We start from the raw sequence: 23,868 nt of genomic DNA, 5'->3' as shown, positions 1-23,868 counted from the left end.
GAACCTGAGCATGGACCTGTTGTTCCTCGGCACCTGCGCCGGGGTGCCAACCAAGGCACGCAATGTCAGCGCCACGGCGGTGATCGAGGCCAATGGCAGCGGCTGGTACCTGGTCGACTGCGGCGAAGGCACGCAGCATCAGCTGCTGCGGACCCCGCTGTCGATCCGCGACCTGCGCGCCATTTTCATCACCCACGTGCACGGCGACCATTGCTTCGGCCTGCCCGGCCTGCTGGCCAGTGCCGGCATGAGCGGGCGTACCCAACCGCTGGAGCTGATCCTGCCGGCTGCGCTGCATGACTGGGTACGCCAGGGCCTGGTAGCCAGCGACACCTTCCTGCCGTTCGAACTGCGCCTGCTGGCCGTGGAAGAGTTGGTCGAATGGCGCAACGATACCCTGCAGGTGACCACCGTTCAGCTGTCACACCGCGTGCCGAGCGTCGGATTCGTGTTCACCGAACTCAACCCCGAACCGCGCCTGGACATCCCCCGCCTGGAAGCCGAAGGCATACCGCGTGGCCCGCTGTGGGGCGAGCTGGCCAAGGGTTTGACGGTACAGCATGGCGAGCAGTTGCTGAACGGCAACGACTACCTGCGCCCTTCCCGGCCACCGCGGCGGGTGATCGTCTGCGGCGACAACGATACCCCCGAGCTGCTGGCCGACGCTGCCCAAGGCGCGGATGTGCTGGTGCACGAAGCCACGTTCACCCAGGCCGTGGTCGAACGCACCGGGGTCACCTTCGGCCACAGTACCGCGGCGGCGGTGGCGCGCTTTGCCGAAAGCGCAGGCGTGCGCAACCTGGTGCTGACGCACTTCAGCGCCCGTTACCAGAACGACCCGCGGCGCAGCCCGAATATCGACAACGTGCGTGACGAAGCCCTCGCCCACTACCACGGGCAACTGATCCTGGCGCAGGACCTGCAGCGCTATCGCATTGGCCGTGATGGCTGTCTTGAGCCAGCCGGATGAATTAGCATGGCCGGTTTTCCAAAAGGACTTGGCCATGCAACGCATCGTGATTCTGGGCAACGCCGGCAGTGGCAAATCAACCCTGGCCCGCCAGATCGGCGCCCGCCTTGGGACGTCGGTGGTACACCTCGACACGTTGTTCTGGGAGGCCGGTTGGGTAGAACCGGATGCCGAGACCTTTCGCAGCCGGGTACGCGATGCGGTTAGCGGGCAAGCGTGGGTATGCGAGGGCAACTACAGCCGCCGCACCTTCGACCTGCGCTTGCCAAGGGCCGACCTGGTCATCTGGCTGGATACACCACGGCTGACATGCCTGAAGCGGGTCATCCTGCGCAGTGTGATGAACAAGCCACGGCCAGACCTGCCGGCCGGGTGCACAGAGCGGCTGGACCGGGCGTTTCTGACCTTCCTGAAGTTTGTGTGGACGTTCGACCGGGGCTATCGCCCAGGTATCGAAGCGAACCGCCAGGCAATCGGGCCGCAGGTGCCGGTTGTGCATCTGCGTGGTGAGCGGCAGATCGCGGTGTTTCTGGCGAGCCTTTCATCGCCTGTTACGGCCTGATCGCCGGCAAGCCAGCTCCCACAGGGGTATCACCGGGCCTGAGGGCGGCGCTGTACCTGTGGGAGCTGGCTTGCCGGCGATAGGGCCAGTGCAGGCAACATCAATCTCTGGCTAGGCCGCCAAGCGCCCGCTGGCAATCGCTTCCGACGCCTCCAGCATCGCCCGCAGCAACACTGCGCAGCCCGCCGCCAGGTCATCGGGCGTGGCGTTCTCGATTTCGTTGTGGCTGATGCCGTTTTCGCAGGGCACGAAAATCATCCCCGCTGGCCCTAGTTCGGCCAGGAAGATCGCGTCATGCCCCGCGCCGCTGACAATGTCCATGTGCGGCAACCCCAGCGCCTGCGCCGAGGCGCGCACGGCATCGACACAGCCTTTGTCGAAGTACAACGCCGGGAAGTCGGCCGTAGGCACCAGTTCGTGGCTCAAGCCATGCTTGGCACAGGTTGCCTCGATCACCCCGCGCACCTCGGCGATCATCGCATTCAGTTGCTCGCCCTCCAGGTGGCGGAAGTCCAGGGTCATGCGCACCTCACCCGGGATCACGTTACGCGAGCCTGGATACGCCTGCAGGCAACCCACAGTGCCACAGGCATGGGGCTGGTGGCCGAGGGCGGTACGGTTGACCGCCTCCACCACGGCGGCAGCGCCGACCAAGGCGTCCTTGCGCAGGTGCATGGGTGTCGGCCCCGCGTGGGCTTCAACGCCGCGCAAGGTCAGGTCGAACCACTTCTGCCCCAGCGCTCCGAGCACCACGCCGATGGTCTTGGCCTGGTCCTCAAGGATCGGGCCCTGTTCGATATGGGCCTCGAAATAGGCCCCGACCGGGTGACCCAGCACCGCGCGCGGGCCCGCATAGCCGATAGCGTTCAAGGCTTCACCGACGCTGACCCCCTGGGCATCACGCTTGGCCAAGGTTTCCTCCAGGGTGAACTTGCCGGCGAACACCCCTGAACCCATCATGCACGGTGCAAAGCGCGAGCCTTCTTCGTTGGTCCACACCACCACTTCCAGCGGGGCTTCGGTTTCCACGCCCAGGTCGTTCAGGGTACGGATCACCTCCAGCCCGGCCATCACCCCGAAGCAGCCATCGAACTTGCCGCCCGTGGGCTGGGTGTCGATATGGCTGCCCGTCATTACCGGGGGCAGCTTGGGGTTACGCCCCGGGCGGCGGGCGAAGATGTTGCCGACAGCGTCGATGCTGACCGTACAACCGGCGGCCTCGCACCACTGCACGAACAGGTCGCGGGCCTGGCGGTCGAGGTCGGTCAGGGCCAGGCGGCAGACGCCGCCCTTGGCGGTGGCACCGAGGCGGGCCAGGTCCATCAGCGACTGCCACAGGCGGTTGCTGTCGACATGCCGAGCAGTGGTCTTGAGGATCTCTTTGACTGGGGTCACGGGTTTCTCCTTCAGGCTTTTTTTGTTGTCGCTGCGGGCCTCTTCGCGGGTGAACCCGCGCCCACAACCAAACTGGCGAAGACGTAGTACAGCGCGCCGCCCAGCAGCGAGCCGGTAAACCAGCCGTAGTCGTAGAACCAGCTGAAACTGCTGTTGCCAATCGCCATGACCGTCAGCGCCACCGGCAAGCCGAAGGCGGCAAACCCGGGCCAGTTCCACGCCGGGTACACGTCGTCGCGGTACAACCCGGCCAGGTCCAGCTGCTGCCGACGGATCAGGAAGTAGTCCACCACCATGATCCCGGCAATCGGCCCGAGCAGGCTGGAATAGCCCAGCAGCCAGTTGGAATACACGCTCTCCAGGCTCAGGTCGGAGACGATCAGGCCAAGCTTCTTCAGCAACTCATGGCCCATCAGCACGAGGCCGATAAAGCCGGTCAGCCATACCGCGCGGGTGCGCCCGATCAGGCGTGGGGCGATGTTCTGGAAGTCGTTGGTCGGCGACACGATGTTCGCCGCCGTGTTGGTCGACAGTGTGGCAATCACGATCAGCGCCATGGCCAGGGCCACCCAGAACGGGCTGTGGATCCTGCCGATCAGGCTGACCGGGTCTGACACCGTCTCACCCACCAGTGACGCCGAGGCGGCGGTCAGCACCACCCCCAGCGAAGCGAACAGGAACATGGTCAGCGGCAGGCCGAAGATCTGCCCGAGAATCTGGTCCTTCTGGCTGCGGGCGTAGCGGCTGAAGTCGGGAATGTTCAGCGACAAGGTGGCCCAGAAGCCGACCATGGCCGTAAGCCCTGCACAGAAGTAACCGACCACACTCGCCCCTTCCGGGCGCTTGGGTGGTTGCGCCAGCAGTTCGGTCATCGACATGTGTGGCAAGGCCCAGAACAGCAGGCCGACGCCCACCGCCACCAGCAGCGGTGCTGACAGCGTTTCCAGCCACTTGATCGACTCGGCGCCGCGCAGCACCACCCAAAGGTTCAGGCACCAGAAGATCATGAAACCAATCACCTCGCCCGTGCCGGCCAAGGCCTTCCAGCCATCGAACACCGAGCCAAGGAACAGGTGAATGGCCAGCCCGCCGAACATGGTCTGGATACCAAACCAGCCACAGGCAACCACGGCCCGGATCAGGCACGGTACGTTGGAGCCGAGGATGCCGAACGACGAGCGCAGCAGCACCGGGAACGGGATGCCGTACTTGGTGCCGGGGAAAGCGTTGAGGGTAAGCGGGATCAGCACGATCACGTTGGCCAGCAGGATCGCCAGCAGCGCTTCGCCGACACTGAGGCCGAAGTAGGCGGTGAGCACGCCGCCCAGGGTGTAGGTGGGTACGCAGATGGACATGCCCACCCACAAGGCGGTGATGTGCCATTTGTTCCAGGTGCGCTGGTGCACCTTGGTCGGTGCGATGTCGTGGTTGTAGCGCGGGCTGTCGAGGACATCACTGCCCTCGGACAGCTCAAACAGGCCATCCTGCTCGACCACTTCCGATCTGCTCTGTTGCATGGGCCCTTCTCCAGATTTTCTTGTAGTTGTTTGCTCATCGGGCTAATTCGATGGCCGGAGTACACACGCGTATTTGTGCTTAGAAATCTTGACCAGAATTCCATCTTGTCAAGTCAGTCAACAACCCCTGAAAGGCCCGAAGTCAGCGGGTCTTTAAAAATTAATCCTTAAATATCAGATATTTAAAAACCATAAAATTTATAGGAAAATTTTCTTGAAGATTCCCAGAACAGCATCTAGCCTCGAATCTTGTCAGGACTGACAGGATTAACCACCCTGCCTGCCCTGCACCCGAAACAATTCCAAGAACCGGCCCAGACCGGTCAGCCTGCGAGGAAAACGGCATGTCCCTGTTGATCCGTGGCGCCACCGTGGTTACCCACGAAGAGAGTTACCCCGCCGATGTCCTGTGTGCCGATGGCCTGATCCGTGCCATCGGGCAAAACCTCGAACCGCCCACCGACTGCGAGATCCTCGACGGCAGCGGCCAGTACCTGATGCCCGGCGGCATCGACCCGCATACCCACATGCAGTTGCCATTCATGGGCACGGTGGCCAGCGAGGATTTCTTCAGTGGCACCGCTGCGGGCCTGGCCGGTGGCACCACGTCGATCATCGACTTCGTCATCCCCAACCCGCAGCAGTCGCTGCTGGAGGCCTTCCAGACCTGGCGCGGCTGGGCGCAAAAGAGCGCCAGCGACTACGGCTTCCATGTGGCCATCACCTGGTGGAGTGAGCAGGTGGCTGAGGAGATGGGCGAACTGGTGACCCGGCATGGGGTGAACAGCTTCAAGCACTTCATGGCCTACAAGAATGCGATCATGGCCGCCGACGATACCTTGGTGGCCAGCTTCGAGCGCTGCCTGCAACTGGGCGCGGTGCCCACCGTGCATGCCGAGAACGGCGAGCTGGTTTACCACCTGCAGAAAAAACTGCTGGCCCAGGGCCTGACCGGGCCGGAGGCACACCCGCTTTCGCGCCCTTCGCAAGTGGAAGGTGAAGCGGCCAGCCGCGCCATCCGCATTGCCGAAACGATTGGTACGCCGCTGTATGTGGTGCACATTTCCAGCCGTGAAGCGCTGGATGAAATCACCTATGCGCGCGCCAAGGGCCAGCCGGTGTACGGCGAAGTCCTGCCCGGGCACCTGCTGCTGGACGACAGCGTCTACCGTGACCCGGACTGGGCCACTGCCGCCGGCTACGTGATGAGCCCGCCGTTCCGCCCGCGCGAACACCAGGAGGCGCTGTGGCGCGGCTTGCAGTCGGGCAACCTGCACACCACGGCCACCGACCACTGCTGCTTCTGCGCCGAGCAGAAAGCCATGGGCCGCGACGACTTCAGCCGCATCCCCAACGGCACCGCCGGCATCGAAGACCGCATGGCGGTACTGTGGGATGCCGGGGTCAACAGCGGGCGCCTGTCGATGCATGAGTTCGTTGCGTTGACCTCCACCAACACGGCGAAAATCTTCAACCTGTTCCCGCGCAAGGGCGCCATCCGCGTGGGTGCCGACGCCGACCTGGTGCTGTGGGACCCGCAGGGCACCCGCACGATCTCGGCCCAGACCCACCACCAGCGGGTGGACTTCAACATCTTCGAAGGGCGCACTGTGCGCGGTGTCCCCAGCCACACCATCAGCCAAGGCAAGGTGCTCTGGGCCAATGGCGACCTGCGCGCCGAGGCCGGTGCGGGGCGGTATGTGGAACGGCCGGCGTATCCGTCGGTGTACGAGGTGCTGGGGCGACGCGCCGAACAGCAGCGCCCGACGCCCGTTCAGCGCTGAGGCCATTGGGGCTGCTCCATCGCCGGCAAGCCAGCTCCCACCTCGACCGCGCAGCTCTCGAGGCCTGTGGGCTCCCTGTGGGAGCCGGCTTGCCGGCGATTGGGCGCACAGCGCCCCCGTTTCAAGCCAAATATAATAAAGAGAGAGGCTACAACCGTGATCGACGCCCTGAACCACTTGCCGCGCCCCCGGGCCGGTGCCGACCAGTTGGCCGAGCGCTTCAGCGACCTGGCCCCACCCCTCACCGCCCGCCAGGCCGCCGTCGAAAGTGCGCGCTGCCTGTACTGCTACGACGCCCCCTGCGTCAACGCGTGCCCCAGTGACATCGACATCCCGTCATTCATCCACCGCATCAGCGACGAAAACCTGCAAGGCGCCGCCGAGCGCATCCTCTCGGCCAACATCCTGGGAGGCAGCTGCGCCCGCGTCTGCCCCACCGAAATCCTCTGCCAGCAAGCCTGCGTGCGCAACAACGCGCAGGAATGTGCACCGGTACTGATCGGCCAGTTGCAGCGCTACGCCCTTGACAACGCCCACTTCACCGAACACCCGTTCAAGCGCTCACCGGCTACCGGCAAACGCATCGCCGTAGTCGGCGCCGGCCCTGCCGGGCTGTCCTGCGCGCACCGGCTGGCCATGCACGGGCATGACGTGGTGGTGTTCGAGGCCTGCGACAAGGCCGGCGGGCTTAACGAGTACGGCATCGCCCGCTACAAGCTGGTCGACGACTACGCCCAGCGTGAAGTGGAGTTCCTGCTGGGCATTGGCGGCATCGAAGTACGCCATGGCCAGCGCCTGGGCGGCAACCTCAGCCTGGGCGAACTGCGCGATCAGTACGACGCGGTGTTCCTCGGCCTCGGTCTGAACGCCGTGCGCCAGCTGGGCCTGCCCGATGAAGAAGCCCCTGGCGTGCTCGCCGCCACCGAATACATCCGCGAGTTGCGCCAGGCCGATGACCTGAGCCAGCTACCCTTGGCCGACCGCTGCCTGGTGATCGGTGCTGGCAATACCGCCATCGACATGGCCGTGCAGATGAGCCGCCTGGGGGCCCGCGACGTCAACCTGGTGTACCGCCGTGGCCACGCCGACATGGGCGCCACCGGCCACGAGCAGGACATCGCCAAGGCCAACCAGGTGCGCCTGCACACCTGGGCCCGCCCCGACGCCGTGCTGCTGGACGACGCCGGCAAGGTGCGCGGCATGCGCTTTGCCCGCACCGAACTGGCGGACGGCCGCCTGCGCGACACCGGCGAAACCTTCGAGCTGGCCGCCGATGCCATCTTCAAGGCCATCGGCCAGCGCTTCGACGATGCCTGCCTCGTCGACCCGGTGGCCGCACAACTGGCCCGCGAGGGTGAGCGCATTCGCGTTGACGAAACCCTGCAGACCAGCCTGCCGGGCGTGTATGCCGGCGGCGACTGCACCGCCCTGGGCCAGGACCTTACCGTCCAGGCCGTGCAGCACGGCAAGCTGGCCGCCGAAGCCATCCATGCCCAACTCATGCTCAACGTGGAGGCAGCGTAAATGGCCGACTTGTCTATCGTATTTGCCGGCATCAAGGCACCCAACCCGTTCTGGCTGGCGTCCGCACCGCCAACCGACAAGGCCTACAACGTGGTCCGCGCCTTCGAGGCCGGCTGGGGCGGCGTGGTCTGGAAAACCCTGGGCGAGGACCCGGCGGCGGTCAACGTGTCGTCGCGCTATTCGGCGCACTACGGCGCCAACCGCCTGGTGCAGGGCATCAACAACATCGAGCTGATAACCGACCGTTCGCTGGAAATCAACCTGCGCGAAATCACCCAGGTGAAGAAAGACTGGCCCGACCGAGCCTTGATCGTGTCGCTGATGGTGCCGTGCGTGGAGGACTCGTGGAAGTTCATCCTGCCGCTGGTGGAAGCCACCGGTGCCGATGGCATCGAGCTGAACTTCGGCTGCCCGCACGGCATGCCGGAACGTGGCATGGGTGCGGCAGTCGGCCAGGTGCCGGAATACGTGGAGCTGGTCACCCGCTGGTGCAAGACGTACTGCTCGCTGCCGGTGATCGTCAAGCTCACGCCGAACATCACCGACATCCGCCAGTCAGCTCGCGCTGCGCACCGCGGCGGGGCCGATGCGGTGTCGTTGATCAACACCATCAACTCCATCACCAGCGTCGACCTGGACCGCATGGTCGCCCACCCCATCGTCGGTGACCAGAGCACCCATGGCGGTTATTGCGGCTCGGCAGTGAAGCCGATTGCCCTGAACATGGTGGCGGAAATTGCCCGCGACCCGGAAACGCACGGCTTGCCGATCTGCGGCATTGGCGGCATCGGCAACTGGCGTGATGCGGCTGAGTTCATCGCCCTGGGCAGTGGCGCCGTGCAGGTGTGCACCGCGGCGATGCTGCACGGGTTCCGTATTGTCGAGGACATGAAGGACGGCCTGGCGCGCTGGATGGACCAGCATGGGCATCACACTGTCGAAGCGTTCCGCGGGCAGGCGGTGGGGCACACCACCGACTGGAAGTACCTGGACATCAACTATAAATCGGTGGCGCACATCGATCAGGAGGCGTGCATTGGCTGTGGGCGCTGCCACATCGCCTGTGAGGATACCTCGCACCAGGCCATTGCCAGCACGCTGAAGGCAGATGGCACACATGCCTACAGCGTGATCGAAGAGGAATGCGTGGGCTGCAACCTGTGCCAGATCACCTGCCCGGTAGAAAACTGCATCGAGATGCAGGCGCAGGATACCGGCAAGCCGTACCTGAACTGGACGCAGGACCCGCGTAACCCCTACCGCGAGGCCAGTTGAGGTAGCTCACTGCCTGAACCAGCAACGCGATCGGTATAGGAGCGGCCTTGTGCCGCTCCTATAATGGACCGCGTCAGGCAGGAACCTCGGGTCAGGGCTCCAGCCCGATCCCCCGCAAGATCACGCTGGTCACCGTCTGCACCGCACTCTCGAACGCCATGTCCGAAAGCACCTCACCACCATTGAGCAACTGCACCTGGTAACCAAAGTCGGCATAGTGCTGGGTAGACGCCCAGATCATGTACAACAACGCCGACGGCTCCACCGGCAGAATACGCCCCTCCTCCACCCAACGGCGAATCTTGGCTTCCTTCAATTTCGCCCAGGGCACCAGGCTGTCATCCAGGTTCACCCCAAGCACCGGCGCCCCGTGCAGCATCTCTTCGGCCCAGATCTTCGAGCCCAGCGGCCGCGAGCGCGAGTGGCCCATCTTGGCCCTGATGTAGCTGGTCAGCACCACGCGCGGGTCGTCGAAGTTCTCGAAGCACAGTGCGTCCTGCTTCCACACATCCAGCAGGTCCTGCAGCACCGCACGGAACAACTCGTCCTTGGTGCTGAAGTAATAATGCAAGTTGGAGCGTGGCAATTCGGCCTGCTCGGCGATGTCCCCCATGGAGGTGGCGCCGTAGCCTTTCTCGGCAAACACCTTTTCCGCCGCCTGCAAGATTTTCTCGATATTGCGTCGGCGAATTTCGATCTTGTGATTGGCCATCAGGCTTGGGCCGCCCACACCGCCAAGCCACCGGTCAACCGGCCGTCACTGAACTCGATATTGTCGATTTGCCGGTCAGTACCGCGAATGCCCATGTGTGCTCCGTGCCGAAGGGGTTTGGCCTAGTCTACTCCGCTCGTTTCACACTTTTATATCAGGCGGCCTGAAACAACCGGGTAATCACGGGCTGATGGCGGTGGCGCGCCTGCCAGATATCGTAATCAGCCTGAATGGCCAACCATAGGCGGGCGGTACTGATACCCGCCATCTCCAGGCGTACAGCCAGGTCCGGAGACATTGCCGCGCGGCCATGCAGTACCCGCGAAAGCGCTTCGCGGGAAAACCCAAGGTGCGACGCGAAGGCTTTTACCGTCAGGCCAAGCGCTGGCAAAACATCTTCGCGCAAGGTTTCGCCAGGATGTGGCGGATTGTGCAAAGTCATGAACAGCTCTCCGAACTAGGTGTACGCACCTAGTGTGACCCTACACATCACACTCATACAGACAATATATGTGACGCAATGCGTCACAATTGACGGAGTACCAAGCCTATCGCGCACCTTGTGGGAGCGGGTTCACCCGCGAACACCGGCGAAGCCGGTGCCATGCTGCGCGTTGTATTCTTCGCGGGTAAACCCGCTCCCACAGGGATCTCACGCGATTCTAGATATTGAGCAAGGCAGTTGCTACGTTCATCCGCTACCCGCACCTCGCCCGGTCGCGCACCGGGCACTGTGCGCGATGAAGATTGAGTGCGGTGTTGATGATGCCGATATGGCTGAACGCCTGGGGGAAGTTGCCGAGCATGCGCTGGCCGGCCGGGTCGTATTGTTCGGCCAGCAGGCCAAGGTCGTTGGTCAGGCCGGTCAGGTGCTGGTACAGCGCTTCGGCTTCAGCCTGGCGGCCCAGCAAAACATAAACGTCTGCCAGCCAGAACGAACACACCAGGAAGGTGCCCTCCCCCGGCGTCAGGCCATCGCTGCAACTGTCACTGTCGTACCGCATCAGCAGGCCGTTCTTCAGCAGGCGCCGTTCGACCTGCTCCAGCGTGCGTAAAAAGCGGGGGTCATCCACCGGCAGGAAGCCGGTCAGGGCAACTTGCAACAGGCTGGCGTCCATTTCGGTAGAGCCATACGCCTGGACGAAGAACTGGCCGCTGGGGTCCAGGCCTTGCTCGCAGACTTCGCGGTGAATCTCGTCGGCCACCTGGCGGTAATGCTGCCCGCGCTCGCGGCCTTCTTCAGTGGTGTCGGCCAACCCCGCAGCACGGTCGAAGGCGACCCAGGCCATCACCTTGGAGTGGACGAACTGCTGCCGGCCGCCGCGCACTTCCCAGATGCCTTCGTCCGGCTCGCGCCAGATGCCTTCGAGATAAGGCATGATCAGGCGGGAGATGGCGGCGCTGCGCGGGTGGCGCGGCAGGCCGCCCTTGATCGCCTGGGACATGGCATCGGCCAGTTCGCCATAGATGTCCAGCTGCATCTGCTGCGATGCGGCATTGCCTACCCGCACGGGTTGCGAATGCTCGTAACCGGCCAGCCACGGCAAGGTGTATTCCTGCAGGTCGCGCTCGCCCGCCAGGCCATACATGATCTGCATTTGCTCGGGGTTGCCGGCTACCGAGCGCAGCAGCCATTCGCGCCAGGCCTGGGCCTCGTCGAAGTAGCCGAGGTTCATGAACGCCAGCAAGGTCATGGTGGCGTCGCGCAGCCAGCAGAAGCGGTAGTCCCAGTTGCGCTCCCCGCCCACACGCTCGGGCAGCGAGGTGGTGACGGCGGCGACGATGCCGCCAGTGGGGGCGTAGGTCATGGCCTTGAGGGTGAGCAACGAGCGGCGCACCAGCGGGGTATAGGGGCCTACCTGCGGGCACCGGGCAGCGAAGGCCTGCCATTGCTGGAGGGTTTGCTGCAGCGCAGCCTCGACATCGCAATCGGGCTGCACAGGCAGGTGCGAGGGTTGGTGGCGCATGCTGAACACATGGCGCTCCCCCGCACAGACGCGAAAACGTGCAACGGTGTGGTGGTCACGGGCGTGCGAGGGGACCGTGCTGCACAGGATCAGGCGGTCGGGGCCGGCCACAGCGCTCAGGGTCAGGGGGTCGAGCTTTTCTACCCAAGGCACGCTGCGCCCGTAGTCGAAACGCAGGACCAGGTCCATCTCGAAGTTGATTTCGCCAGCCAGGCCTTCGACGATGCGCACCACCGAGTTGACCTCGCCCAGGGGCATCAGGTCGAGCACCCGTGCCCGGCCAGAGGCGGTGACCCAAGTGGTTTCAAGTACCAGGGTGTCCTCCAGGTATTGCCGGCTGGTGTGCTCGACCGGGTCGCAGGGGGCCAGGCGCCAGCGGCCGTTTTCTTCATTGCCCAGCAGGGCCGCAAACACGGCGGGGGCGTCGAAGCGGGGCAGGCACAGCCAGTCAATGGAGCCATCGCGGCTGACCAGGGCGGCGCTACGGCAATTGCCCAGCAAGGCGTAGTCTTCGATGTGGGCAGGCATTAGGTCTCCTTGATGTGATTGCCTGTGCCGGCCCTTTAGCCGCGAAAGGGCCGGCACAGGCTTTACAAAAGTCTCACCCCAAGCGGTGCCACTCGCGCTTGTCGCGGGTCAGCAATTCATTGCCGGCTTCCGGCCCGTCTTCACCAGCCGGGTACTCATGCACCTCGCTGGCCTGCGCCCACGCATCCAGAAACGGCTGCACCGCCCGCCAGCCGTTCTCGATGTTGTCGGCCCGCTGGAACAGGGTCTGGTCACCGGTCAGGCAGTCGTAGATCAGCGTCTCGTAGCCGGTCGCCGGGGTCATCTTGAAGAAGTCCTTGTAGGCAAAGCCCATCTCGACGTTCTCCATCACCAGCTCCGGGCCGGGCCGTTTGGCCTGCAGGTCAAACCACATGCCTTCGTTGGGCTGAATCTGGATTTTCAGGTAGTTGGGCTTGGGCCGCTCCAGCTCCGACTCGCGGAACTGCGCATAGGGCGCGGGCTTGAAGCAAATGGCAATTTCGGTGTCGCGCACGCTCATGCGCTTGCCGGTGCGCAAGTAGAACGGCACGCCAGCCCAACGCCAGTTGTCGATCATCACCTTCAGCGCCACGTAGGTTTCGGTCTGGCTGTCAGGCGCCACGTTGGCCTCCTGGCGGTAGCCGGGCAGCTGCTTGCGCCCCTGCTTGCCGGCACTGTACTGGCCGCGCACCGAGTTTTTCAGGGCCATTTTCGCCGACCATGGGCGAATGGCGCCGACCACCTTGGCCTTTTCGCCGCGCACCGCGTCGGCGCCGAACGCGGCCGGTGGCTCCATGGCCACCATTGCCAGCAACTGGAACAGGTGGTTGGGAACCATGTCGCGCAGGGCCCCGGTGCTATCGTAGAACGCACCACGGGTTTCGACGCCGACCGTTTCCGCAGCGGTGATCTGCACGTGGTCGATGTAGTGGTTGTTCCAGAACGATTCGAACAGGCCGTTGGAGAAGCGGCTGACCAGAATGTTCTGCACCGTCTCTTTGCCCAGGTAATGGTCGATGCGGTAGATCTGCCGTTCGCCCATCACTTTCAACAGGCAGGCGTTGAGCGCCTCGGCGCTGGCCAGGTCGGTGCCGAATGGCTTCTCGACCACGACGCGGCGGAAGCCGCCGCCAGACTCGTCGAGCAAGCCAGCCTGCCCCAGGCGCTGCGCCACCTCGGGGAAGAAGCGCGGCGAGGTGGCCAGGTAGAAGATGGCATTGCCGTGGCTGGTTTTGTCGATGCGCTTGGCCAGGGCCTGGTAAGTGGCCGGGTCGAGGAAATCGCCCGTCTGGTAATCCAGGCGCTTGGCCAGGCGTGCCCAGAGCTTTTCGTCCAGGCACTTGGCGCTGCCCTCGCCGCCTTTATCCCGCTCGAGCATGAACGCATGCAGGCGCTCTGCAAATTCCTCGGCGCTGGCCGGGTTGTGGTCCACGCCAACGATGCGCAGGTTGCGGTCCAGCAAACCGTCGCGGCTGAGGTTGTACAGCGCCGGCATCAGCAGGCGCTTGACCAGGTCGCCATTGGCGCCAAACAGGAACAGGGTACAAGGGGGGGCGGCTGGAATGGTCTGTTTGGTCATTCGCCTTTCTTCTCGACGTGGCCACCGAAGCCCAGGCGCATGGCCGAAAGGACCTTGTCACCATAAGTGCCCTGCTGCTGGCGCGAGCGGAAGCGCGCAAACAGTGCGCTGGACAGCACCGGCACCGGCACCGCCTGCTCGACGGCGGCATCGATGGTCCAGCGGCCTTCGCCACTGTCGGATACCGAGCCACTGAACTGCGACAGCTGCGGGTCGGCCACCAAGGCATCGGCGGTGAGGTCGAGCAGCCATGAGGTCACCACGCTGCCACGCCGCCACACTTCGGCGATTTCGGCCACGTTCAGGTCAAAGCGCTGGTCTTGCGGCAGCTCGTTGCCGCCTTTGCTGCGCAGGAGGTCGAAGCCTTCGGCATAGGCCTGCATCAGGCCGTACTCGATACCGTTATGCACCATTTTCACGTAGTGCCCGGCGCCCGGTGGGCCAGCGTGGATATAGCCATGCTCGGCGCGCTGGTGCTCGCCGCTGCGGCCATGCGTGCGCGGGATGTCACCCACGCCCGGGGCCAGCGCCTTGAACAGTGGCTCCAGGCGCTCGAACACGTCCTTTTCGCCGCCGATCATCATGCAGTAGCCACGGTCCAGGCCCCATACGCCGCCAGAAGTGCCGACGTCCAGGTAATGCAGGCCGCGTTTTGCCAGCTCGGCAGCGCGGCGCATGTCGTCCTTGTAGAAGGTATTGCCGCCGTCGATGATCGCATCGCCCGGCTCCAGCAGCTCGGCCAGCTGCGCGATGGTCTGCTCGGTGGGCTCGCCGGCCGGCAGCATTACCCACACTGCGCGCGGCGCTTTCAGCTTTTGTACCAACGCACCGAGGTCGTGCGCGCCTTGCGCGCCCTCGCCCTCCAGCCCGGTAATGGCCTCGCGGTTGCGGTCGTGCACCACGGTGCGGTGGCCGGCGCGCATCAGGCGCCTTGCGATATTGCCGCCCATGCGGCCCAGCCCGACGATTCCCAATTGCATGAGCCGATGCTCCCTTACGAAATGGATGACAACACAGTCCAGCGTTTCAGATTAGTCCAGCATGCCGCCCGAGGGTTCAGCGACGAACGGCAAGACCACGATAAACAAAAAAGTTCCCACCAACTGCAAAAGAATTCAGAATGCGCCCCGCGTGAAGCGTCTACGCTTTGACTTGTCACCAGCCAAAACCGCGAGGTGTGCTCATGGGTACCTTGATGCCTGCAACCCCAACCCAGACCCTCTATGTCTCCGTGCGCCGTGATGAGCTGCGTAAACTGAAAGACGAACGTGACCAGCTGCGCCAACAGGTCGCCCAGTTGAACCTGCTGCTGGCGCAACAGCGCGCTGGCGACAAGGCTACAAGCCTCTAGTTTTTTCCCTCTTGTGGGGGCTGCCTGGCTCCCACTCGCCGCTTTCAAAGCTACCCATTCAACTTGTTGCGCACCATCAAGGTGCGTTACCGGTGGCGAGCCACATTTTGGCCCACCCCTCAACCACCCCGCACCACCGTCGCCCAAACCATTTCACAACCGGTCACAAACGCCAACGTTTGCGTCTATTGCGCACATAACAATAGTGACCAGTGGGTCACCTTTTTATCACTTTCTCTCCTACACTCGGTTTTCGGCCCGCCAATTGCTCAGTGGAAGAGTGACCCAAAAAAAGTCGAACTTTCAGGAAACCCGGCGGGTCATCAACATAACAGGCCAGACGCATCGGGCTATCCCGATCCTGAGCCCGTACACCCCAAACAGTCCAATCGCCTTCGGCCGGAATGCCGATCGCGCTGTGCCTGCGCGCACGACCCTGGGGCATGGAACGCACTAAGCAGTTTCGAATTAGAGAGAACCAACACGAAATATCTTCACGGGTGCCAGCACCCGGCCAAGCATAGGGACGGAGAGAAGTATGATCAGTGCCGCTGTCGAGCCTCACGTAGATTCATTCAAACCGGACAACCGCGAGCCGCTCACCCCGGATTTCGCCACGACAGGCAAGGCACCCGGCGCCCAGCGCCAGCACAACCCGAACATGCGCAAGATTCTGTTCGTCACCTCGGAAATCGCAGACCTGGTAAAGACCGGAGGCCTGGGCGACGTGTCCGCCGCCCTGCCCCGTGCCCTGGCCCACCTGCACGATGTACGGGTGCTGATCCCTGGCTACCGCCAGGTAATGGAAAGCGACAACCCGATCCATATCGTCGGTGAACTGGGCGGTCACGCGGCCCTGCCGCCCTGCAAGATCGGGCGCATGGACATGGCTGACGGCCTGGTCATCTATGTATTGATCTGCCCCGAGCTGTACCAGCGCGACGGCACACCCTATGGTGCCAACAACGGCCGCGACTGGCCCGACAACCACATCCGCTTCGCCCGCCTGGGCCTGGCGGCTGCCGAAATCGCGGCAGGCGAAGGCAAGATCCACTGGAAACCGGAAGTGGTTCACGCGCATGACTGGCCCGCTGGCCTGGCGCCTGCCTACATGCATTGGCGCGGGTTGAACACGCCTACCCTGTTCACCATTCACAACCTGGCGTACCAGGGGGTGTACAGCCGTGGTTGCAGCCCGGAGCTGGCAATTCCCGACCACGCCATGCAGCAGGAAGGCATGGAGTTCTACGGCAAGCTGTCGTTCCTCAAGGCTGGCCTGGCTTACTCCAGCCACATCACCACCGTCAGCGCCACCTATGCCCGGGAAATCACCACCCCGGAATTCGGCTGCGGCCTGGACGGCTTCCTCGCCAGCAAAGCCCAGCAAGGCCTGCTCGGCGGTATCCCCAACGGTATCGACGAAAGCTGGGACTCGGCCACCGACAAGCATCTGCAGCACAACTTCAGCATCAACGACTGGGAAGGCAAGGCGCGCAACACTCAGGAGGTACGCGCTCTGTTCGGTCTGGAGGATTCTGACGGACCGCTGTTCGCCGTGGTATCACGGTTGGTGTACCAGAAGGGCCTGGACCTGACCTTGGGTGTGGCCGACTACATCGTCGAACAAGGCGGGCAGATTGCGATCATCGGCCGTGGCGAGCCGGAAGAAGAACAGGCCATGCGCGAGCTGGCGCTGCGCCACCCCGGCCGCATCGGCGTGCGCATCGGTTTCAACGAAACCGACGCCCGGCGCATGTTCGCCGGCAGCGACTTCTTGCTGATGCCGTCGCGCTACGAGCCCTGCGGCCTCAGCCAGATGTACGCGCAACGCTTCGGCTCGCTGCCGGTAGCGCGCAACACCGGCGGCCTGGCCGACACCATCGAGTGCGGCGTCACGGGCTTCCTGTTCAACGAGTCGACGGTGGAGAGCTACCGCGAGGCACTCAGCCGTGCCTTCTATGTATACGGCAAGAAGGACCTGCTGAACGCCATGCGCTGCCTGTCGATGACCCAGCCATTCAACTGGTGCCAGGCGGTGGAACCCTACGCCCGCCTCTACGAGGACCTGGTCAAGCAGGCACAACTGAGCCACTACTGAGCGGGGGCTGGAAGATGCACAGGCATGGCGCACACTTACTGGACGCCACGTCGGCGCGCTTCGCCCTCTGGGCACCCGATGCGCGCAGCGTGAGCGTAGAACTGGAGCAACAGCCGGCCATCGAGCTGCTGCCCGACGACGATGGCTGGTACACCGGAGTGGCTCCGTGCCAGGCCGGTGACCGGTACCACTACCTTATCGACGGTGAGCTGCAAGTGGCCGACCCGGCCTCCCGCTACCAGCCTGAGGGCGTAAAAGGCCCGAGCCAGGTTGTGGATGTGGCCGGTTACCAGTGGCAACACCCTTGGCAAGGTCGCCCTTGGCACGAAGCAGTGATCCAGGAGCTGCATGTCGGTTTGCTTGATGGCTACGCCGGGGTTGCCAGGCAGCTGCCGCGCCTGGCCGAGCTGGGCATCAGTGCCATCGAGCTGATGCCGCTGGGGCAGTTCCCGGGCGAGCGCAACTGGGGCTACGACGGCGTGCTGCCCTACGCGCCACAAAACACCTACGGCAGCCCCGAGCAGCTGTGCGCACTGGTCGACCAGGCCCACGGCCAAGGGCTGATGGTGCTGGTGGATGTGGTGTACAACCACTTCGGCCCCGACGGCAATTACCTGCACCAGTACGCCAGCCCGTTCTTCCGCGAAGACCGGCAGACACCCTGGGGCGCGGCCATCGATTTCCGCCGCCCGCAGGTGCGCGAATACTTCATCCAGAACGCGCTGATGTGGCTGTGCGACTACCGCTGCGACGGCCTGCGCCTGGATGCCGTGCATGCCATCGACCAGCCCGATTTCCTGATCGAGCTGGCCCAGCGGGTACGCGCCGCCGTAGAGCCGGGCCGCCATGTGTGGCTGGTGCTGGAGAATGAGCACAACCAGGCCGGCCTGCTGGAACAGGGCTTTGACGCCCAGTGGAACGACGACGGCCACAATGCCCTGCATGTACTGCTGACCGGCGAAACCGAAGGCTACTACGCCGACTACCAAAAGCGCCCCATCGACCAGCTTGCACGCTGCCTTTCTGAAGGCTTCGTGTTCCAGGGCCAGGCAAATCGCCACGGCACGCCCCGCGGTGAACCCAGCGGGCACCTGGAGCCCAGCGCCTTTGTGTTGTTCTTGCAGAACCACGATCAGGTCGGCAACCGCGCGCTTGGCGAACGCCTGACCCGCCTGTGCCCGCCGCCAGCCCTGCGTGCGGCCACCGGCCTGCTGCTATTGGCCCCCATGATTCCGCTGCTGTTCATGGGCGACGACGACGGCAGCTGCCGGCCGTTCCTGTTCTTTACCGACTTCCATGACGAATTGGCCGACGCGGTGCGCGAAGGCCGCCGTGGTGAGTTCGCCCACTTCACTGCTTTCGCCGACCCCGAGCAGCGTGAGCATATTCCTGACCCCAACGCCCAGCAGACCTTCGAGTCTTCACGCCCGCAAAACAAGGAGGTGATCGCCGGCTGGCACGGCCTGTATCAGCAACTGCTGGCCCTGCGCCGCCGCCACGTCATCCCGCACCTGCCCGGTAGCCGTTCACTGGGCGCCGAGGTGCACGGCGACAAAGCGCTGACCGCTCGCTGGCGGCTGGGCAATGGCAATACCCTGCGCATCGACCTGAACCTGGCGCCAACTGCGCAGGCGGTCGAACTGCCCGCTGCCGCCACCCGGCTGTTCGACACCAGCGATACCCAACACCCTGATAGTCAACTGGCCGCGTACAGCTGCGTGGTCAGCCTGCTTCCCCCTGCCCAGGAGCGCCCATGAGCGAAACCGCCCTGCACCGCTTGGCAAACCGCGTCGGGTTGAGCCGCGACTGGATCGACGCTAATGCCCGGCCCCAGCGCGTCAGTGACCAGGTGCTGCGCACCATTCTCGAAGGCTTGGGCCACGCTGCCGCTGACGACGACGCCATCGCCATCAGCCTGCGCACGGTTGAAGCGGCCGAAGACAGCGAACACCTGCCGCCCCTGCTGACCGCAGACCTGGGCAAGCCTTTGGCGCTGGCGCGTTACTTCAGCGCCGCCAGCGTCGCCCACTGCACCCTGGAAGACCACGCCTCACTCACCCTGAAACTTGACGACCAGGCACGCCTGCCCGGTGAGCTGCCAATCGGCTACCACCAGGTGGAAATCGACAGCCGCCACTTCACCGTGGCCGTGGCCCCGCCCCGCTGCCACAGCCTCGAAGACACGGTGCAACAGCCACCACCACGCTGTTGGGGCCTGGCGGTGCAGCTGTACAGCCTGCGCCGCCCCGGCGACGGCGGCTACGGCGACTGCCTGGCGCTGGAGCAACTGGCCCGCTCGGCTGCCGAGCGCGGTGCCGATGCCTTGGCCATCAGCCCCATCCATACACTGTCGGCCATTGACCAGGAGCACTACAGCCCCTACTCGCCCTCCAGCCGCCTGTTGCTCAACACCCTGTACGCCAGCCCCGCCGCCCTGCTGGGCGAACGGGAAGTGCGCATGGCCATCGAAGCCTGCGGGCTGGAGCAACAACTGGAAGAACTTGAGCAACGCCCGCTGGTCGACTGGCCACGCGCCGCCAGCGCCCGCCTGCGCCTGCTTGAAGCGCTGTACCAGGGTTTCAGCCAGGGCGACCACCCGCTGCGCAGCGATTTTGACAGCTTCCGCGAAGCTGGCGGCCAGGCGCTGGAGCACCACTGCCGCTTCGAGGTGCTGCAAGCCCAGGCGGTGGAGCACGGCCTGGGTGCCGACTGGCGCAACTGGCCCAAGGCCTGGCACGACCCCTACCACCCGGAAGTTGAAGCCTTTGCCAATGCCTACCCGGCCAAGGTCGAGTTCCATGCCTTCTGCCAATGGCTGACCGAGCGTGGCCTGCAACGTGCCCAGGAAGCAGCCCGCGGCAACGGCATGGCAGTGGGCCTGATCGCCGACCTGGCGGTGGGTGCCGACGGTGCCGGCAGCCAGGCCTGGAGCCGCCAGGACGAATTGCTGGCGGGCCTGAAAGTAGGCGCGCCACCCGACATCCTCAACCGCGCCGGGCAGGACTGGGGCATCTGTGCGTTCTCGCCCGAAGGCCTCAAGCGCAACGGCTACCGCGCCTTCATCGAGATGCTGCGGGCCAACCTGGCCCATGCCGGTGGCTTGCGCATCGACCATGTGATGGGCCTGCGCCGGCTATGGCTGATCCCGCAGGGGGCCAAGCCCAGCGAAGGCGCTTACCTCAATTACCCGGTGGACGACCTGTTGCGCCTGCTGGCGCTGGAGTCGGTGCGCCACCAGGCGATCATTCTCGGTGAAGACCTGGGCACCGTGCCCGACGGCCTGCGCGAAACACTGGCCGAGAAGGCCGTGCTGGGCATGCGCGTGCTGCCGTTCGAGCAAACTCAGCCAGGCCGGTTCAAACCGATATTGGACTGGCCGGACAACGCCCTGGCCACCACCGGCACCCACGATCTGGCACCGCTGGCCGGCTGGCTGGAAAACCGCGACATCGACTGGAGCCACCGCTTGCAACTGATCGACGCTGCCACCGAACTGCACTGGCGCCAAGGCCGCCAGATAGAACACGACGGCCTGCGCCGTACCCTGGAGACCAACTACGGTGAACTGAAGGACAACGACGCAGTAATCGATGCGGCCATCCGCTTCGTTGGCCATACCCGTGCGCCCCTGGTGCTGATACCGCTCGAAGACCTGCTGGGCTGCGACGAGCAGCCCAACCTGCCGGGCACCACCAGCGGGCACCCCAACTGGCGGCGGCGCTTCACCCGGCCGGTGACAGAACTGCTCGATGACGAGGATGCCGCGCGGCGCCTGGAGCTGCTGGCCCAGGCCCGCGAACAGGCTTGGGAGCGTGACCGATGAAGCCGCTGACCGCGACCCTGCGCCTGCAGTTTCACAGTGACTTCACCCTCGATCACGCCGTACCGCTGGTGCCGTACTTCGCCCAATTGGGCATCAGCCACCTGTATGCCTCGCCCATCCTCAAGGCCCGGGCTGGTTCGCGCCACGGCTATGATGTGGTCGACCCAACCTGCGTCAACCCCGAACTCGGCGGCGAGGCAGCACTGGAGCGGCTGGTCGCCGCGCTGCGCCAGCATGGCATGGGGCTGATCCTCGACACCGTGTCCAACCACATGGCCGTGGGCGGTGCCGACAACCCCTGGTGGCAAAGCCTGCTGGCCTGGGGCCGGCGTAGCCCGTATGCGGAGTTCTTCGACATACAGTGGCACTCCAGCGACCCTCTGCTGGCCGGGCAACTGCTGCTGCCGTTCCTTGGCAGCGACTATGGCGTAGCGCTGAAGAACGGCGAGATACCGATTGAATTCGACAAGCAGCACGGCACGCTGCAAATCGCCCATTACGATCACCGCTTCCCGGTGTGCCCGGTCGACTATGGCTGGATTCTCGCCCTCAGCCCGGAGCCGGCGCTCAAGACTCTGGCCGAGCACTTCACGGCATTGGCCGAATCGACCACCCCGCTGGTCGATGCCCTGCCGCTGCACACCGAACTGGCACGCCTGGTGCGCGAAGGTGCCGACCTGGAATCGGCGCTGGTGGCATTCGACAGCCGCGCCGAAAATGGCCTCAAGCGCCTGCACCTGCTGCTGGAGCGCCAGACCTACCGCCTGGCCAGTTGGCGAACCGCTGCCGACGACATCAACTGGCGGCGCTTCTTCGACATCAACGAGCTGGGTGGCCTGAGGGTGGAGCGCGCCGTGGTGTTCGAGGCCACCCACGCCAAGCTGTTCGAGCTGATCGAGCGCGGCCTGGTGGACGGCCTGCGCATCGATCACATCGACGGCCTGGCCGACCCGCGCGGCTACTGCCGCAAGCTGCGCCGTCGGGTTGATGGCCTGTTGGCGCAGCGGCCTTTGCAGGCGGCCCTGGAGCACTTCCCGATCTACGTGGAAAAAATCCTCGGCGCCGGCGAACACCTGCACCGCGACTGGCTCACCGACGGCACCACCGGCTACGAATTCATGAACCAGGTCTCGCTGCTGCAGCATGACCCAGCCGGCGAAGCGCCGCTGACCGAACTGTGGGCGAACGTCACCGAACGGCCGGGCTTCCCTGAAGAAGTGCGCCTGGCGCGGCACCTTGTGCTCAATGCCAGCCTGGCCGGTGACTGCGAATCGGTGGCCCAGGCACTGCTGCAGGTTGCGCGCAACGACCTGATGACCCGCGACCTGACCCTGGGCGCGATCCGCCGGGCGTTGCAGGCACTGGTGGCGCATTACCCGGTGTACCGCACCTACTTCAACGCCTGCGGGCGCCCCGCTGAAGATGAAGGGTTTTTCCAGCAGGCGCTGGCCAACGCCCGGCACGACCTCGGAGAAGCCGATTGGCCGTTACTGGACCATCTTGAACAATGGCTGGGCGGGCAAGCCTGGCGGCAGTTGCCACCGGGCCGCGCCCGCAAGCAACTGCGCCACGCCTGCGTGCGCTTCCAGCAACTGACCGCGCCCAGCGCCGCCAAAGCCGTGGAAGACACCACTTTCTACCGCAGCGCCCGGCTGCTGTCGCGCAACGACGTGGGCTTCGAGGCCGAGCACTTCAGCGCGCCACCCATGCACTTCCATAACGAAGCCCAGCGGCGTCTGCGCGACTTCCCCGACAACCTGCTCGCCACTGCCACCCATGACCACAAGCGCGGGGAAGACACCCGCGCGCGGCTGGCCGTGCTCAGCGAACGCGGCCCATGGCTGGCCAGCCGGGTGGAACACTGGCGTGAACTGGCAGCGCCGCTGCGCGCGCAGCTGGACGATGGCCTGGCACCCAGCCCCGGCGACGAGCTGATGCTGCTGCAAACCCTGCTTGGCAGTTGGCCGCTGGGCCTCGACCTGCACGACGACAACGCCCTGCGCCAGTACGCCGAGCGTATCCGCCAGTGGCAGCAGAAGGCCTTGCGCGAAGCCAAGTTGCGTAGCAGCTGGAGCGCGCCCAACGAGGCCTACGAAGGCGCCTGTGCCCGCTACATCGATGGCTTGCTGCTGGACAGCGAGAACCAGCAACTGCGCAAATCCGTGGCAGATGCCGCGCAACTACTCGCCTGCCCCGGCGCCCTCAATGGCTTGGTGCAGGCCCTGCTGCGCATGACCACACCCGGTGTGCCCGACCTGTACCAGGGCAACGAGTACTGGGACTTCAGCCTGGTCGACCCCGACAACCGCCGCCCCGTGGACTACGCTTTGAGGCGTCGCACCCTGGACGACGCCACGCCGCCAGCCGAGCTGCTGGCGCACTGGCGCGACGGCCGCATCAAGCAGGCCCTGATCGCCCGGGTGCTGGATTGCCGCCAGGCGCACGCCGAACTGTTCCGCCGTGGCGCCTATCTGCCGCTGACCGTGCTGGGCAAACACGCTGACAAGGTGATCGCCTTTGCCCGGTTGGGAGACGGCGAGCGGGCCGTCATCGTTGCGCCACGCCTGGCCAGTACCCTGCTCGGTGGCAACCCTACACCGTTGATCCCGGCACAGAACTGGGACGACACCCGGCTGGTACTGCCGTTTGCCTTGTCACCTGCCAACTCGACGGGACTTTTCCCCTGCGCGGCGGTCAGCTCTTCCAAGGAGTTGATGTTGAGCACCGTGCTGGCGGAGTTTCCGGTCAACGTGTTGATACAACAATCTTGAGCATCAGGAGCG

The 23,868-nt window shown here is 64.7% G+C and carries 17 protein-coding genes; 10 read left to right on the top strand and 7 right to left on the bottom strand.

Annotated elements, in window-relative coordinates; translation table 11 throughout:
- The first annotated feature begins 10 nt into the window (after positions 1-10).
- Together SB756_RS01740 and SB756_RS01735 are read left to right on the top strand one after the other, a co-directional pair.
- On the top strand, positions 11-970 hold the full coding sequence (locus tag SB756_RS01740) for a ribonuclease Z (protein WP_341796253.1): 960 nt from the start codon (positions 11-13) through the stop codon (positions 968-970).
- A 34-nt stretch (positions 971-1,004) separates the two neighbouring features.
- Positions 1,005-1,532 carry an AAA family ATPase gene (locus SB756_RS01735; RefSeq protein ID WP_341796254.1) on the top strand — a complete coding sequence of 176 codons (528 nt, stop codon included), beginning with the start codon at positions 1,005-1,007 and terminating at the stop codon, positions 1,530-1,532.
- Positions 1,533-1,643: 111 nt separating this feature from the next.
- On the opposite strand, the gene SB756_RS01730 is transcribed toward SB756_RS01735, so the two are convergent.
- A complete protein-coding gene (locus SB756_RS01730) occupies positions 1,644-2,927 on the bottom strand; it encodes a Zn-dependent hydrolase (RefSeq protein ID WP_197898881.1) in 1,284 nt (427 codons plus the stop codon).
- Positions 2,928-2,938: 11 nt separating this feature from the next.
- The gene (locus tag SB756_RS01725; protein WP_341796256.1) at positions 2,939-4,444 is read right to left on the bottom strand and encodes an NCS1 family nucleobase:cation symporter-1; all 1,506 of its coding nucleotides are present in this window, start codon (positions 4,442-4,444) and stop codon (positions 2,939-2,941) included.
- 344 nt (positions 4,445-4,788) lie between these two features.
- On the opposite strand from SB756_RS01725, the gene hydA reads away from it, so the two are divergent.
- From hydA to preA, 3 genes are all read left to right on the top strand, one after another.
- The gene (gene hydA / locus SB756_RS01720) at positions 4,789-6,228 is read left to right on the top strand and encodes a dihydropyrimidinase (RefSeq protein ID WP_410910043.1); all 1,440 of its coding nucleotides are present in this window, start codon (positions 4,789-4,791) and stop codon (positions 6,226-6,228) included.
- 156 nt (positions 6,229-6,384) lie between these two features.
- The gene (locus tag SB756_RS01715; RefSeq protein ID WP_341796258.1) at positions 6,385-7,752 is read left to right on the top strand and encodes an NAD(P)-dependent oxidoreductase; all 1,368 of its coding nucleotides are present in this window, start codon (positions 6,385-6,387) and stop codon (positions 7,750-7,752) included.
- Positions 7,753-9,027 (top strand): NAD-dependent dihydropyrimidine dehydrogenase subunit PreA, encoded by a 1,275-nt coding sequence (gene preA / locus SB756_RS01710; protein ID WP_410910042.1) that lies wholly within the window; start codon positions 7,753-7,755, stop codon positions 9,025-9,027.
- 91 nt (positions 9,028-9,118) lie between these two features.
- On the opposite strand, the gene SB756_RS01705 is transcribed toward preA, so the two are convergent.
- The 5 genes from SB756_RS01705 to gnd all read right to left on the bottom strand — a co-directional run bounded on the left by SB756_RS01705 (position 9,119) and on the right by gnd (position 14,793).
- Positions 9,119-9,739, bottom strand: a complete 621-nt coding sequence (locus tag SB756_RS01705) for a TetR/AcrR family transcriptional regulator (protein ID WP_341796259.1) — start codon at positions 9,737-9,739, stop codon at positions 9,119-9,121.
- Positions 9,740-9,893: 154 nt separating this feature from the next.
- Positions 9,894-10,181, bottom strand: a complete 288-nt coding sequence (locus SB756_RS01700; protein WP_063422603.1) for a HigA family addiction module antitoxin — start codon at positions 10,179-10,181, stop codon at positions 9,894-9,896.
- 256 nt (positions 10,182-10,437) lie between these two features.
- A complete protein-coding gene (locus tag SB756_RS01695; RefSeq protein WP_410910041.1) occupies positions 10,438-12,234 on the bottom strand; it encodes a glycoside hydrolase family 15 protein in 1,797 nt (598 codons plus the stop codon).
- Between the two features lie 73 nt (positions 12,235-12,307).
- Positions 12,308-13,813: a glucose-6-phosphate dehydrogenase gene (gene zwf, locus SB756_RS01690; protein WP_410910040.1), complete on the bottom strand. Its 1,506-nt coding sequence runs from the start codon at positions 13,811-13,813 to the stop codon at positions 12,308-12,310.
- Positions 13,810-14,793 (bottom strand): phosphogluconate dehydrogenase (NAD(+)-dependent, decarboxylating), encoded by a 984-nt coding sequence (gene gnd, locus SB756_RS01685; protein WP_341796262.1) that lies wholly within the window; start codon positions 14,791-14,793, stop codon positions 13,810-13,812. Before gnd ends, zwf begins: the two co-directional genes overlap by 4 nt.
- Before the next feature lie 203 nt (positions 14,794-14,996).
- On the opposite strand from gnd, the gene SB756_RS01680 reads away from it, so the two are divergent.
- The 5 genes from SB756_RS01680 (at position 14,997) to SB756_RS01660 (ending at position 23,856) form a co-directional block, all read left to right on the top strand.
- Positions 14,997-15,164: a DUF6026 family protein gene (locus SB756_RS01680; protein WP_238341775.1), complete on the top strand. Its 168-nt coding sequence runs from the start codon at positions 14,997-14,999 to the stop codon at positions 15,162-15,164.
- Between the two features lie 538 nt (positions 15,165-15,702).
- Positions 15,703-17,262: a glycogen synthase GlgA gene (gene glgA / locus SB756_RS01675; RefSeq protein ID WP_410910039.1), complete on the top strand. Its 1,560-nt coding sequence runs from the start codon at positions 15,703-15,705 to the stop codon at positions 17,260-17,262.
- 14 nt (positions 17,263-17,276) lie between these two features.
- Positions 17,277-19,019 (top strand): malto-oligosyltrehalose trehalohydrolase, encoded by a 1,743-nt coding sequence (gene treZ / locus SB756_RS01670; protein ID WP_410910038.1) that lies wholly within the window; start codon positions 17,277-17,279, stop codon positions 19,017-19,019.
- A complete protein-coding gene (malQ, locus tag SB756_RS01665; protein ID WP_410910037.1) occupies positions 19,016-21,085 on the top strand; it encodes a 4-alpha-glucanotransferase in 2,070 nt (689 codons plus the stop codon). Before treZ ends, malQ begins: the two co-directional genes overlap by 4 nt.
- Positions 21,082-23,856, top strand: coding sequence for a malto-oligosyltrehalose synthase (locus SB756_RS01660; protein ID WP_410910036.1), 2,775 nt, complete (start codon positions 21,082-21,084; stop codon positions 23,854-23,856). The genes malQ and SB756_RS01660 overlap by 4 nt, the downstream gene beginning before the upstream one ends.
- Positions 23,857-23,868 lie beyond the last annotated feature (12 nt).

Source organism: Pseudomonas sp. SIMBA_068, from assembly GCF_046534705.1.
Classification (GTDB): Bacteria; Pseudomonadota; Gammaproteobacteria; order Pseudomonadales; family Pseudomonadaceae; genus Aquipseudomonas; species Aquipseudomonas putida.
Note: the sequence above shows the minus strand (reverse complement) of the source record. Positions and strands in the feature narration are given on the sequence as shown.